Genomic DNA, 13,018 nt, shown 5'->3' on the forward strand with positions numbered 1-13,018 from the left:
TGATCAAAAAAATGCGATTCACGCAATATGGTAAAATTGCGTAAGTCATAGTAGGTTGCTTTCAAAGGTTATCTTCGACGCCTTAATAGGCAAAACAATTGTAATAACGGGGGCAAACTTGTCTGATCACCAAGCCAAACTGCCAGATCATCAGCGTGTTTACCGCACTTTGCGGGAAATGATTCTGTTTGGGGAACTGGCCCCCGGTCAGCCTGTGACCATTCAGGGGTTGGTCTCGACCTTGGATGTGGGCATGACCCCGGTGCGCGAAGCGATCCGCAGACTGACCTCGGAGGGGGCGTTAGAGTTCAAGGGCAACCGCCGCGTTTCGGTGCCGCAACCTGACATGGCGCAGTGGAATGATATCGCCTTTGCCCGTCTGTCTGTTGAACCTGAGCTGGCGCGGAAAGCCACAGAAAACATAGATGTGGACGATATTGTACGACTGTCCTCGTATGATGATCAGCTGAACGCCGCCATCGATCGTGGCGATGTGCGCGGGTATCTCGAACACAACTACCGCTTCCATGCGTATCTCTATGATCAGGCCGAATCCGAGGTCCTGTCATCCATTGCCAATATGTTGTGGTTGCGGGCGGGTCCGTCCTTGCGCGTGGTGCTGGGTCGCTATGGTACTGCCAACCTGCCCGACAAACATGCCGAGGCCATGGCCGCCATGCGCGCAGGCGATGGCGAGGGGGTCGCGGCCGCCATACGTGAAGACATCGAGCAGGGAATCGCCCAGGTTCGCGAGACGCTTTTGTCCGCCTGAATTTGATCAGATCGCGGGTCACACGTTGACAGTCTAATTTTTGATCATATTGTGAACTCAGCTTTTGGTGCGAACCAAGGGGTGGGTGATTCTCCTGTCCTTGGGCGCAACCCGACCACGTTTTCTAGGAGATCCAGGATGAACAAGATCACCAACCATCTGCCCACCGCCGAGCTTCAGGCCATCGACGCCGCACACCATATGCACCCCTTCACCAATGATGGTGAATTGGGCAAGAAAGGCGCGCGGGTGATTACCTCGGCCAAGGGCGTGTTCCTGAAAGACAGCGAAGGCGAAGAGATCTTGGACGGCATGGCCGGCCTGTGGTGTGTGAACATCGGCTATGGCAATGAAAGCATTGCCGAGGTCGCCGCCCGCCAGATGCGCGAGCTGCCCTATTACAACACCTTCTTCCAGACCACCCACGTGCCCGCCATCGCGCTGGCCCAGAAGCTGGCCGAACTGGCACCGGGCGATCTGAACCACGTGTTCTATGCCAATGGCGGCTCGGACGCGAATGACACCAACATCCGCATGGTCCGCACCTATTGGGCCGAGAAGGGCCAGCCGGAACGCGACGTGATCATCTCGCGCTGGAACGCCTATCACGGGTCGACGATTGGCGGCACCTCGCTGGGCGGCATGAAGGGCATGCACGGTCAGGGCAGCCTGCCGATCCCCGGCATCGAGTTCATCGAGCAGCCCAACTGGTACGCCGAAGGCGGCGACATGACGCCCGAGGAATTCGGTCTGGCCCGCGCACAAGAGTTGGAAGCCAAAATCAAAGAGGTCGGCGCAGACAAGGTCGCGGCCTTCATTGGCGAACCGATCCAAGGTGCTGGCGGCGTGATCGTCGCCCCCGACACCTACTGGCCGGAAATCCAGCGGATTTGCCAGAAATACGACATCCTGCTGATCGTGGACGAGGTCATCACCGGCTTTGGTCGTACCGGAAACTGGTTCGGCAGCCAGACCTATGATCTGAAACCGGATATCATGACGGTCGCAAAGGGTCTCAGCTCGGGCTATGCGCCGATCGGCGCGTCGCTGGTCTCGGACAAGGTCGCCGAGGTGCTGGCAGGCACCGAGTTCAACCACGGCTATACTTATTCCGGCCACCCGGTGGCCTGTGCGGTTGCGCTGGAAAACCTGCGCATCATGGAAGAGGAAGGCATTGTCGAGCATGTGCGCGACGTTGCCGCCCCTTACTTGGCCGAAAAATGGCACGAACTGGCGGACCACCCGATGGTGGGCGAGACCAAGATCGTCGGCCTGATGGCCTCGTTGGCGCTGACGCCTGACAAAGAGGCACGCGCGCCCTTTGCTTCGGATGCTGGCACTGTTGGTCTGATCACCCGCGAGCGCTGCTTCGCCAACAACCTGATCATGCGCCACGTCGGCGACCGCATGGTGATCGCCCCCCCGCTGGTCATCACCACGGACGAGATCGATACGCTGATCACCCGCGCCCGCAAAGCGTTGGACGAAGCCTATGAAATCGTGAAAGAAAAAGGCCTTCTGGTCGCTGGATAATCCAGTCTCAGGGGCGGGTCACAGGCTCGCCCTATTCGATATCCCCTACCTGTATAATCCGAGGGTTCCATGGACCTGCTGACCGCAAATGACCGCCATGGGGAGTATCCCCAATCCTGGTATGCCGCCACCGCCGACGCGCCCGGCCCGTTTCCGGCTGCGCAGGGCGATGTGTCGTGTGATGTCTGCGTCATCGGTGGCGGATTCACTGGCCTGTCAGCGGCCCTGCATCTGGCCGAGCGTGGCTATGATGTGGTCTTGCTGGAAGCGCAGCGCGTGGGCTTCGGCGCCTCGGGGCGCAATGGCGGGCAAGTTGGTATGGGCCAGCGTCTGGATCAGGACGAGTTGGAGAAAATGGTGGGCAAGGAAGATGCCCGCAAGCTGTGGGACATGGCCGCCGAAAGCGTGCAGTTGGTGCGCGACATGGTCGCCAAACACGCGCCTGATGCGGGGTTCACAGACGGCATCATCCACGCCATGCACCGCGCACGCTATGTGCCCGAGGATCACGCCTATGTGCGCAAGCTGAACGAAGACTACGGCTATGACTTGATCCGCACCGTGGATCGCGAGGAAATGCGCGAGCTGTGCGGTTCGCCCGCATATCACGGCGGTTCTCTGGACATGGGGGCAGGGCACACGCATCCGCTGCGTCTGGCCTTCGGCATGGCGCGAGCGGCGGTGGCCGCTGGCGCGCGGATTTTTGAGACCAGCCGCGTGACCGATGTCAAAGAAGGTGGTACAGTCACTGTTTCGACAGACACCGCCAAGATCCGCGCCAGCCATCTGGTCTGGGCCTGCAATGGCTATCTGGGCAACACGCAGGTGCATGTCGCTGCGCGGGTCATGCCGATCAACAACTACATTCTGGCGTCCGAGCCGTTAAGCGATGATTTCGCCAAGTCGCTGATCCGTGACGGGCACGCCGTGGCGGACAGCAAGTTCGTGATCAACTATTTCCGCCTGTCGGACGACAACCGCATGCTGTTCGGCGGGGCCGAGAGCTATGGCTACAAGTTCCCGAAGGACATCGTGAAATTGGTGTCCAAGCCGATGCTGGAAATCTATCCGCAGCTCAAAGACACAAAGATCGACTATGCGTGGGGCGGCACGCTGGGCATCACCATGAACCGCATGCCGCATTTCGAGCGGCTGCAGGGGAATGTGCTGTCTGCGTCCGGTTACTCCGGGCATGGCGTGGCGATGGCGACGCTGGGCGGCAAGATGGTGGCCGAAGCGATCTCGGGTCAGGCCGAGCGGTTTGACTTGATGGCGCAGGTTCCGACCCAACGCTTCCCAGGTGGTGTGGCGCTGCGCTGGCCGCTGTTAGTGGCGGCGATGCTGTGGTTCAGTTTGCGCGATAAGCTTTAGAGGGTTCCAAGCGCCCGCCATGGGGCGGGCGGACGCGTGCCCGAATTTGCGTTTCGGGCTGGATTACCCCTTCGGCCCGCCCACATCGCTGGGGGCAACGGCCACGGTTTTCACAATCGCATAAAGCTCTGTTCCGACGGACAAATCCATTGCCGCAAGCGAGCGTTTGGTGATCCGCGCCAGAACCCTTCCCGCAGCAGTATCCAGCGACAAGATCGCCCCCGGACCCGCCCCTTCCTGCACCCCCTGTACCACGCCGGGCAGGCAGTTCAGCGCGGAAATCCCCTCGGGCCGTCCGCGCGACAGGATCACGTCCTGTGCGGCGATGCGGACCCGCACTGATGTGCCGGGATCGCGGGCGATGCGGGGCAGGAACAGCGGGATGCTGCCTGCGTTCAACTCGGTCAGCCCGTCGTCGTGATGGGTGGCCACGCGGGCTTCGATCACTGCCCCAACCGAGCGTACATCGCCGGGACTGAAGCTTGGATCGCCCAGAACCTCGATTGCACTGCCTTGGCGGATTACGCGCCCGTTTTCCAGCGCCACAACGGTCGTGGCCAGCCGCGCAACCTCGCTGGTCGAGTGGGTGACATAGAGAATGGGCACCTCGCCCTCGTCCCGCAGGCGTTCGAAATAGGGCAGGATTTCTTCTTTTCGGGGATCGTCCAGCGCGGCCAGCGGTTCGTCGGCGAGGATCAGCTGCGGGCGCGACAGAAGCGCCCGCCCGATGGCAACCCGCTGTTTCTCGCCCCCCGACAGGCGCGGGGTGCGGCGGTCCAAAAGGTGGCCGATGCCCAGCATCTCGACGACATGATCGAAACGGGCAGCATCTGCGGGCTGACGGGTGACACGACGGGCGTAGTCCAGATTGCGCCTGACGGTCAGATGCGGAAACAGGCGGGCGTCCTGAAAGACATAGCCGATGCGGCGTTCATGCGCGGGCAGGTAGGTGCCTTGGGTCGTGTCCAACAACACCTGATCCCCAACCGCGATCCTCCCCGACACGTCTTGAGTTAGACCCGCCACTGCGTCGACCACGCTGGTCTTGCCCGATCCCGATGCGCCAAACAGCACGGTCAGACCCGCAGGCGCAGTGACATCCACGTCCAGATCGAAACCGGGACGGCTGGCGCGTAGGGTGATCGAGAGGGCGGGCTGTGTCATGCGTCCTCCATCCGCTTGGCGACACGGCGGGCCAGCACTTCGGACGCGACCAGCGCGCCCATGGCGATGATGATCGAGATCACGACCAACCGCAGCGCGGCATTCTCGCCGCCCGGCACTTGCAGGAAGCTGTAGATGGCGGATGGGACCGTGCGCGTCTCGCCCGGAATATTCGACACGAAAGTGATGGTCGCTCCGAACTCGCCCATGGCTTTGGCAAACCCAAGGATCGCGCCGGCAATGATGCCGGGCAGGGCAAGGGGCAGGGTGACGGTGGTGAGGACCGACCAGCGGCTGGCACCCAGCGTGGCGGCAGCGGCTTCAAGCTTGGGGTCCACAGCCTCGATCGACAGGCGGATGGCGCGGACCATCAGGGGAAAGCCCATGATTGCGGCAGCAAGCGCCGCGCCGGTCCAGCGGAAGGCCAGCGGAAGGCCCAGCTTGGTTAGGAATGCTCCAAGCGGAGCGGTCCCGCCGAAGGTCAGAAGCAGCAGGTAACCGGTGACGACGGGCGGCAGGATCAGGGGCAGGTGGACAAGCCCGTTCACGACCTGCTTGCCGGGAAAGTCCTTGCGGGCCAGCAGATGTGCGACCCAGATGGCGACGGGCAGGGACAGGGCGGTTGCCCAGCCAGCGACCTTCAGGGACAGCGCAACCGCCTGCCATTCATCCGGGCCAAGCCAGCTCATTCCGGCAACTCGGGGGCAGGCAGAAAACCGTGGTTTTGCAGGATGGCTTGCCCGGCCCCGCTGGTCAGATAGTCCAAAAAGGCGGTGGCAGTGGCCACGTCGCCGGATGCAATTGCCGCCGCTGGATAGGTGATCGGTGGGTGTGTTTCGACAGGGAAAGGCGCGACGAGGCGCACCTTTGGTTCCGCCTGCGCATCCGTGGCATAGACCACGCCCAATCGCGCCTCGCCCAAGGAAACCAACGCCAAGGCCGCACGGACGTTGTCTGTCTGTGCGACGTGGGGTTCGGCTGTATCCCACAGGCCTAGATGCGACAAGGCGGCCTTGCCGTATTGCCCTGCCGGGATGGCGTCAACCAATGCCATGGACAGCCTGCGGCCATTCAGGGCCGCTGCGAATTCTTCGGGCGTCACTGGTAGCTTCGTCGGCGCAGCTAGTTCTGCGGGCGCGATCAACACCAGCGCATTCCCGGCGAAATCCCGGCGCGTGCCGTCCGCCAGCAACCCCGCATCCTCAACCGCATCCATCCAATCCGCATTTGCCGATAGGAACACGTCCGCAGGTGCGCCCAAGGTGATCTGGCGGGCCAGAACCGAAGACCCCGCGAAGGACAGGGCCACTTCGTGCCCGGTATCGCCCTCGAACGCCTCGGCCAACTCGTCCAGCGCCCCGCCCAGACTGGCGGCAGCAAAGACGGTGATCTTATCGGCGAAAGAGGGCAGGCCGGAGGCGCCCAAAATCAGGGCGGCAAGGGTATATCGACGGGCGCACAAAAACATCTCGGGTCGAGATAACGGGATGCGCGGCCCGTCAGCAAGGGGTTTTGCGGTCGCAGCGGTCAGGCGAAGTGGATGTCTACGCTGCCAAACGGTCCGAAATCGGCGTGAATAGCGGTGCCCGAGGGGCATTCGACGGGGCGGATGAAGCTGCCGGACAGGACAATCTGGCCGGGTTCGATGCTTTGGCCATACTGCGCCATGCGGCGGGCCAGCCAGACGACGCTTTCTACGGGGTCGTTCAAGACGCCTGCGCCCAGACCGGTCTCTTCGACCTCGTTGTTGCGCGAGGTGATCGCGCCGACCCAGCGCAGGTCGAACGCGTCGACTGCGTGGCGTTCGTTGCCAAGAACGATCCCAGCATTGGCGGCGTTGTCTGAAATGGTGTCAAACACGGAGCGAGTCTTGCCGGTTTCGGGATCGACGCGCTGAATGCGGGTGTCGAGGATTTCGATCGAGGGCGCGACATAATCCGTGGCGGCGATCACGTCTTCGCGGGTGACAGCATCACCCCCGATGGCGTTTTTCATGACAAAAGCGATCTCGGCTTCGATCCGGGGCTGGATGAACCGGCCCGCAGGCACCGTTGCGCCGTTCTGAAACAGCATGTCGTCAAACAGGATCCCGCTGTCCGGGATGTCGATGTTCAACGCATATTGCATCGCCTTTGAGGTCAACCCGATCTTCCAGCCAATCACCTTGCGCCCCGCGCCCAGTTTGGCGCGGTAGATCGCGTTCTGCACCTGATAGGCATCGTCCATCCCCATCTCGGGGTGGCGCTTGGTCAGCAGGCCGATCTGGTCGCGGGTCTTTTCGGCCTGCAGCAAATCGGCGGCGGCGCGGGCGTGATCTTCGGGGGTCATACCACTTCGTCCTCGATCGTGTTCGACAACGTGCCGATGCCATTGACCGAGACCTCGACCACGTCGCCGGGTACAAGGTATTTTGGCGGATCGAACCGCGCGCCTGCGCCGGTGGGCGTGCCGGTGACGATCACGTCGCCGGGCTGCAGCGTCATGAAGGTCGAGATATAGGCGATTTCCTCGCGGATCGGGAACATCATGCGGTTGAGCGTATCGTCTTGACGCAGCTCTCCGTTCACATGGGTCTGGATGCGCGCGTCATCCAGTTGGGCAGCGTCGGTGAAGGGCACCAACCACGGGCCAATCGCGCCCGAACGGTCCCAGTTCTTGCCTTGCGTCACGTTGAACTTCGCGTGGCGCACCCAATCGCGGATCGTGCCTTCGTTGCACAGGGTCAACGCCGCGATGTGGTCATAGGCCTCCTCTGCCGCGATCCGGCGGCCCGTCTTGCCGATGACAATCGCCACCTCGCCTTCATAGTCCAACGTGTGGTTTTCCGGCGGACGGATCAGGGGGCGGTTATGCCCGGTGAACCCGCTGGCGAAGCGCGGGAACAGAGACATGTATTTCGGCTGCGCGCTGCCGTCTTTGTATTCGGCATTGCGATCCGGGAAGTTCACGCCCACGCAAAGGATGCGGCGGGCATCGGGCATCACCATCTCGTAGGCGAAGGTCGAATGCGTGGCAGCGCGGCCCTCGGCCACTGCAAACAGGTCCGTCATAGCCCCATCCGCAATCGCCTCGTACAGCGTGGCGTAGTGCGGAAAATCCGCATTCAGAGCGATGGCGTCACCGGCATCAGTGATCGCGCCGAAGAAGATTTCGCCTTCGGCAGAGAACGTAGCGAGTTTCATCGAATAGTCCTTTGATCAGACCGGGAAAATGACGTTGGTTTGGCCCGTGCCGGACGAGGGGAAGTACTCGGTCACGACCTCGCATTTGCCCTCGTATTTATCCCAGCCCAATGCGCCATACAGCATCGCAGTGTCGTGCATCGAGCCTTCGCCGCAGCAGAACTCGGCGTATTCGCCCAGCATCTTCAGGAAGGTTGCGTGATCGCCGTTTTTCCACATCTCAAGCACATGCAGGTCCATCTGACGGTTGAATTCCGAGCTGATAGTGAAGGTGCCGTTGTTGGCGGCGTAATCCTTGTTGGCCCAGATCTTGTGCGACAGCGATCCCGACGCGACCAGCAGCACCTTTTCGTCCGAGGCTTCCACCGCTTCACGGATTGCCTCGCCGATGATGCGGCTTTCGTCGTGGTCGTGCACGGTGGCCCAAGCGGCGACCGAGACCACCTTCATGTCATGCTCGCGGCTCATGAATCGCATGGGGACAAGGGTTCCGTATTCCAGCTCGAGGCTATCCAGATGATGGCACAGCGTATAAGCGCCCTTGTCTGTCGCGATCTTGGCGATAGCGTCGCCCATCTCGGGGTTGCCTTCGTAGGAGTAGGGAAGATCCTGAATGAACTGCGGGAATTCGTTCGAGGTGAAGAGGCCCTCGAACTTGGCATTCGCGTTGATGTGGAAGCCCGCGTTGATCACCCAGTGCGTGTCGCAGATGATGACGGTGGTAACGCCCAGCTCCTTGGCGCGGCGCGCGATTTCGCGGTGACCGTCGATGGCTGGCTGGCGCTTGCCTTTGATCGGGCCTTCCTGTTCCGACATCAACAGCGTCGGCACGTGGGTCATCTTTGCGGCGAGTACGATCTCTCCCATTGGTATTCCTCCCTTACGCGCCCAAGCGCATGATTTTATGTTGGCCGGTGGCGAAACCGACGTGTTTTTGCTCCATGTAGAATTCGAACGACCAATCGCCACCGTCACGCCCGATGCCGGATGCTTTCACGCCGCCAAACGGAGTCGGCAGGTGGCGCACGTTTTCCGAGTTCACCCAGATCATGCCTGCTTCCAGCTTGTCTGTGAAGCGTAGCGCGCGGGTCAGGTCGTTGGTCCAGACGTATCCGGTCAGGCCATAGTCCGTGTCATTGGCAATCGACAGCGCCTCGTCCTCGGTCGAGAAGGGGATCGAGGTCAGGACCGGGCCGAAGATTTCCTCGCGCGCGATACGCATCTGGTTGGTGGCGTTGGTGAACAGCGTCGGGCGCACGAAATAGCCTTCGTCGCCGACGGTCACACCACCTGCAGCCACCGTCGCGCCATCTTCCTTGGCGATGTCGAAGTAGGAGGTCACTTTGTTATAGTGTGTCTTGGTCACCAGCGGGCCGATTTCGGTCGCGGGATCCAGCGGGTGCCCGACTTTGATGTTGTTCACACGCTCGACCAGCTTGGCCTCGAATTCTTCTTTGATGGTGTCCTGCACCAACAGGCGCGAGGAGGACGTGCAGCGCTCGCCATTGATCGAGTAGATCATGAAGATCACCGCATCCAGAGCGCGGTCCAGATCGGCATCGTCAAAGACGATCACCGGGTTTTTCCCGCCCAGTTCCAAGTGGTTGCGTTTGTGGGTGTCCGCGCCCTGCTTGACGATCATGCTGCCCGTGCGGCTTTCACCGACAAAGGCAATCGCCTTGATTTTCGGGTGCTCGCACAGGGCTTTGCCAGCGTCAGGGCCAAAGCCGTTCACGGTGTTCAAAACTCCTTTGGGCAGGCCGGCCTCTTCCGCGATTTCGACCAGTAGGCGGGCGGTCAGCGGGCTGTCTTCGGCGGGTTTGTGCACCACGGTGCAGCCTGCGGCCAACGCGGGGGCGATCTTCCAGGTGGACAGCATGAAAGGCGTGTTCCACGGGGTGATGACGCCCACCGGGCCAATCGGCGTCCGGCTGGTGACGTTCATTAGGGTGGGCGACTTCAGGTGTTGGCCGTCACGGGCCTGAACGACCTGATCGGCGAAATAGCGGAAGTTCTCGGCCCCACGCAGGGCGGCTTTCGACATGAAGCGCAATGTCTGGCCGGTGTCCCAGCATTCGCACAGCGAAATCTCTTCGGCACGGGCCTCGATGGCGTCGGCGACGTTCAGCAAAATGCGGCGACGCTCGGTCGCGGGTATGTCGCGCCAGGCGGCAAAGGCGTCATGAGCCGCATTGGCGGCGGCGTCGATGTCATCCGCCGTGCCGTGGGCCACATCGCAAATCACCGACTTGTCGACGGGGCTGGTCGATTGGAACACGCCAGCCGCGCCGTCCCGATCCTCGCCCGCGATGCGGTTCTTGATTCCACCCGCACGGAACCGTTCAAGATAGCCCGAGAGTTTCGTAAGATTGCTGTCCAGATCCGACATGTCGCCCTCATTCAGTCTAATTATTAATTGCGATGTTAACTAATGAAGTGGGCGCTGTCAAATAGTTGCTTTGTTCATTTCCTGCCCCTTGCTATAAAGCCCTCATGACCAAGAATAATTCGACCCGCTCCGGCTTTCCCAGCACCTCGCGCTCTCTGCCCATCTCGCTTCTTCGGGCGCGCGAGGTCGTAATGCAGCCGATTCGTGACATGCTGGGCGAACTTGGGCTGACCGAGCAGAAATGGCGCATCCTGCGCACGTTGGACGAGCTGGGCGAGGTTGAACAAAGCACCATCGCGAAAGAGGCCTGCCTGCTTTTGCCCAGTCTGACGCGGATCCTGCGCGGGATGGAGGCAGATGGCCTGATCTCGCGCCAATCCGACGCAAAGGACAAGCGCCGCACGCTGGTCACGATCACCGACAAAGGGCGCGCAATCGTACGTGAAAACCTGCATCTGGCCAATGACATCGCCGCCCGGATCGAGACGCATATGGGCGAGGACGAGGTCAAACAGCTTCTGGATCTTCTGGAAAAGCTGCAATCTGCAAAGCTCTGACGTCTCCATACCCTCTTCTGGCGCATAAGGGCTTGCAAACGCCGCCTTTCGTCCGCAGGTGTATCCCGCAGAAGGGTATCACCGTTTCGCAGCGGAGGCTTTGCAGGTGGACATCAGATTTGATCATGGACCGGATGGGGATGCTGGGCTGTTCACGGCCCCGCAGGATCAGATCGTGGCTTGGTCGCTAGACGATGTGCCTGATGCGCTGGACCGTCTGGATCAGGCGCAGAAAAGCGGGGCTTGGCTGGCTGGGTTTGCCAGCTACGAGCTTGGCTATGCGCTGGAGCCGCGACTTGAGGCTCTGCTGAAACCAAACCGCCGCCTGCCGCTTCTGATGTTTGGTCTCTATGACGGCCCCAGCACCGCACCCGCGCTTCAGCCCGGCGATGCCGCGCTGTCCGATCTGACGCCCGATTGGGATGCCGAAACCTACGCGCGGGGGTTTCAGGCCGTGCATGATTATATCTGCGCAGGCGATACCTATCAGGTGAACCTGACCTTCCCGATCCGGGGTGGGGCACAGGGCGACGCACAGGCGCTCTATCACGCGCTGACCCGGTTGCAGCCGGTGCAATATGGCGCATTGGTACAGGCCGATGGGCTGCCCGCGATCCTGTCCCGCTCGCCCGAGTTGTTCTTCCGTACTGATGCCGACGGGATGATCGAGACCCGCCCGATGAAAGGCACCCAACCCCGCAGTTCCGACCCTGTCGAGGACGCCGCCCGCGCGGTGTTTCTGAAAACGGATGAGAAAAATCAGGCCGAGAACCTGATGATCGTGGACCTTCTGCGCAACGACATCTCGCGCATTTGCGAGGCTGGCAGCGTCCATGTGCCCGAGCTGTTCACCGTCGAAAGCTACGAGACCGTACACCAAATGGTGTCGCTGATCCGCGGCCAGATGGAGGCGGGCACGCGCTTGTCCGATATCCTGCGCGCGCTCTTCCCCTGCGGGTCGATCACCGGTGCCCCCAAACTGCGCGCGATGGAAATTATTGCGGAACTGGAGCACAATCCACGCGACATCTATTGCGGTTCGATCGGGTGGATGGCCCCTGATGGGCGCTCGGAATTCAACGTCGCCATCCGCACGCTTTTGCTGGACGGACAGGACACGACGCTGAACGTGGGCGGGGGGCTGGTCTATGACAGCACCGCCGCGTCGGAATATGAAGAGGCGCTGTGGAAGGCGCGGTTTGCGTCGCGGTTGGAGCGTTAAGCGCACGTCAAATAAAGACGTCCCGAGGGCCTAAGCCCTTCGTTCCGAAGCCAAACTTCACGTCATTTGTTTTTCGGGAGGTTTGGAAAATGGTGGGCGACCTTGGATCGTCCGCCATCTCGATAAACCATTGATAAGGCTGTATTCGCGTGAAGGGCAGATTGCGATTTGTCCCACCTTTTTGTCGGGCTGAAAGAACAGCGTCAAGAGTTAGCTACAAACTTCTGCTGCTTATAACACTAGTTCGTTCCTGTGAGCTGCTTGATAACCGAGCGTTCGAAGGTTTCGATCTCATTTCTTACACCGGAGGACAGCTTCCGAACGTAGAGAGTGACCCCCGCGAACATAAGCACAGGTAGAAGCAAGTTGTATCCCAGTAGTAGCAAGCCCATCCAGCACGTTGCCTCACGAGTTGAAATAAGCGTAGTTGCGGCGAGTGTGCCAACGGCAATTGCGACTAACGCGAATACTACTGAGAAGAGAGTAAAGCCGAAGGACTGAAGTCGCTGCTCCAGTGTTACCATCTGGTTTTTTATGCGCCGGAAGTCCGCTCTCAGGCCGTTAAGTTGGTTCGCTTTCACAGCGTCGTTAAGCCTATCCACCTTCCGATATAGTGAAGAAACCCCACCCGATGTAATGATCTGGAGGATGGCTAAGCCCAAGAATAACCCTATGCCAACCTCTTGAACGCTTGAAAAAGAAGACAATTCGAGCGTATCAGGGTAGTAGGCGCATAGTGTATTACAGAAAGACATGCTTTGAGTACCTTTGGAACTGCTATTGAAGATGTATAAAGGGCGGCGCAATATTGGACCACGGTAGCGCCGC

The 13,018-nt window shown here is 60.7% G+C and carries 13 protein-coding genes; 5 read left to right on the top strand and 8 right to left on the bottom strand.

Translation table 11 applies throughout. The annotated features are described in order from the left end of the window. The first annotated feature begins 118 nt into the window (after window positions 1-118). The 3 genes from EOL43_RS04690 (at window position 119) to EOL43_RS04700 (ending at window position 3,676) form a co-directional block, all read left to right on the top strand. Window positions 119-772, top strand: a complete 654-nt coding sequence (locus tag EOL43_RS04690; protein ID WP_240686460.1) for a GntR family transcriptional regulator — start codon at window positions 119-121, stop codon at window positions 770-772. 138 nt (window positions 773-910) lie between these two features. Then, window positions 911-2,305, top strand: coding sequence for an aspartate aminotransferase family protein (locus tag EOL43_RS04695; RefSeq protein ID WP_133486048.1), 1,395 nt, complete (start codon window positions 911-913; stop codon window positions 2,303-2,305). A gap of 69 nt (window positions 2,306-2,374) precedes the next feature. Further along, window positions 2,375-3,676 (top strand): NAD(P)/FAD-dependent oxidoreductase, encoded by a 1,302-nt coding sequence (locus EOL43_RS04700; RefSeq protein WP_133486050.1) that lies wholly within the window; start codon window positions 2,375-2,377, stop codon window positions 3,674-3,676. 63 nt (window positions 3,677-3,739) lie between these two features. Here the strand turns inward: EOL43_RS04700 and modC are convergent, their stop codons facing one another. From modC to hpaE, 7 genes are all read right to left on the bottom strand, one after another. Continuing rightward, a complete protein-coding gene (gene modC / locus EOL43_RS04705; protein WP_133486052.1) occupies window positions 3,740-4,840 on the bottom strand; it encodes a molybdenum ABC transporter ATP-binding protein in 1,101 nt (366 codons plus the stop codon). Beyond that, on the bottom strand, window positions 4,837-5,529 hold the full coding sequence (gene modB, locus EOL43_RS04710; protein ID WP_133486054.1) for a molybdate ABC transporter permease subunit: 693 nt from the start codon (window positions 5,527-5,529) through the stop codon (window positions 4,837-4,839). Before modB ends, modC begins: the two co-directional genes overlap by 4 nt. Continuing rightward, on the bottom strand, window positions 5,526-6,266 hold the full coding sequence (modA, locus tag EOL43_RS04715; protein WP_240686461.1) for a molybdate ABC transporter substrate-binding protein: 741 nt from the start codon (window positions 6,264-6,266) through the stop codon (window positions 5,526-5,528). The genes modB and modA overlap by 4 nt, the downstream gene beginning before the upstream one ends. 101 nt (window positions 6,267-6,367) lie before the next feature. Further along, window positions 6,368-7,168 carry a 2-oxo-hept-4-ene-1,7-dioate hydratase gene (hpaH, locus tag EOL43_RS04720; protein WP_133486058.1) on the bottom strand — a complete coding sequence of 267 codons (801 nt, stop codon included), beginning with the start codon at window positions 7,166-7,168 and terminating at the stop codon, window positions 6,368-6,370. Then, window positions 7,165-8,022, bottom strand: coding sequence for a fumarylacetoacetate hydrolase family protein (locus EOL43_RS04725; protein ID WP_133486060.1), 858 nt, complete (start codon window positions 8,020-8,022; stop codon window positions 7,165-7,167). The genes hpaH and EOL43_RS04725 overlap by 4 nt, the downstream gene beginning before the upstream one ends. Before the next feature lie 15 nt (window positions 8,023-8,037). After that, window positions 8,038-8,889, bottom strand: a complete 852-nt coding sequence (gene hpaD / locus EOL43_RS04730; protein ID WP_133486062.1) for a 3,4-dihydroxyphenylacetate 2,3-dioxygenase — start codon at window positions 8,887-8,889, stop codon at window positions 8,038-8,040. 13 nt (window positions 8,890-8,902) lie between these two features. Beyond that, window positions 8,903-10,411 carry a 5-carboxymethyl-2-hydroxymuconate semialdehyde dehydrogenase gene (gene hpaE, locus EOL43_RS04735; RefSeq protein WP_133486064.1) on the bottom strand — a complete coding sequence of 503 codons (1,509 nt, stop codon included), beginning with the start codon at window positions 10,409-10,411 and terminating at the stop codon, window positions 8,903-8,905. 104 nt (window positions 10,412-10,515) lie between these two features. On the opposite strand from hpaE, the gene hpaR reads away from it, so the two are divergent. Both hpaR and EOL43_RS04745 read left to right on the top strand, forming a co-directional pair. Beyond that, window positions 10,516-10,968, top strand: a complete 453-nt coding sequence (gene hpaR, locus EOL43_RS04740; RefSeq protein ID WP_133486066.1) for a homoprotocatechuate degradation operon regulator HpaR — start codon at window positions 10,516-10,518, stop codon at window positions 10,966-10,968. Window positions 10,969-11,074: 106 nt separating this feature from the next. After that, window positions 11,075-12,190 carry an aminodeoxychorismate synthase component I gene (locus EOL43_RS04745; protein ID WP_205669520.1) on the top strand — a complete coding sequence of 372 codons (1,116 nt, stop codon included), beginning with the start codon at window positions 11,075-11,077 and terminating at the stop codon, window positions 12,188-12,190. A gap of 239 nt (window positions 12,191-12,429) precedes the next feature. On the opposite strand, the gene EOL43_RS15410 is transcribed toward EOL43_RS04745, so the two are convergent. Continuing rightward, on the bottom strand, window positions 12,430-13,018 hold a 589-nt coding region (locus EOL43_RS15410), incomplete at its 5' end, for a hypothetical protein (RefSeq protein ID WP_205669521.1).

Origin of the sequence: Aliiroseovarius marinus (assembly GCF_004360145.1) — a bacterium.
GTDB lineage: Bacteria > Pseudomonadota > Alphaproteobacteria > Rhodobacterales > Rhodobacteraceae > Aliiroseovarius > Aliiroseovarius marinus.

Excerpts from the sequence above, each read along its gene's own strand:
- modB (WP_133486054.1), bottom strand. The coding sequence starts at position 5,529 with ATGAGCTGGCTTGGCCCGGATGAATGGCAGGCGGTTGCGCTGTCCCTG.
- EOL43_RS04725 (WP_133486060.1), bottom strand. The coding sequence starts at position 8,022 with ATGAAACTCGCTACGTTCTCTGCCGAAGGCGAAATCTTCTTCGGCGCG.
- hpaD (WP_133486062.1), bottom strand. The coding sequence starts at position 8,889 with ATGGGAGAGATCGTACTCGCCGCAAAGATGACCCACGTGCCGACGCTG.
- hpaR (WP_133486066.1), top strand. The coding sequence starts at position 10,516 with ATGACCAAGAATAATTCGACCCGCTCCGGCTTTCCCAGCACCTCGCGC.
- EOL43_RS04700 (WP_133486050.1), top strand. The coding sequence starts at position 2,375 with ATGGACCTGCTGACCGCAAATGACCGCCATGGGGAGTATCCCCAATCC.
- hpaH (WP_133486058.1), bottom strand. The coding sequence starts at position 7,168 with ATGACCCCCGAAGATCACGCCCGCGCCGCCGCCGATTTGCTGCAGGCC.
- hpaE (WP_133486064.1), bottom strand. The coding sequence starts at position 10,411 with ATGTCGGATCTGGACAGCAATCTTACGAAACTCTCGGGCTATCTTGAA.
- EOL43_RS04695 (WP_133486048.1), top strand. The coding sequence starts at position 911 with ATGAACAAGATCACCAACCATCTGCCCACCGCCGAGCTTCAGGCCATC.
- modC (WP_133486052.1), bottom strand. The coding sequence starts at position 4,840 with ATGACACAGCCCGCCCTCTCGATCACCCTACGCGCCAGCCGTCCCGGT.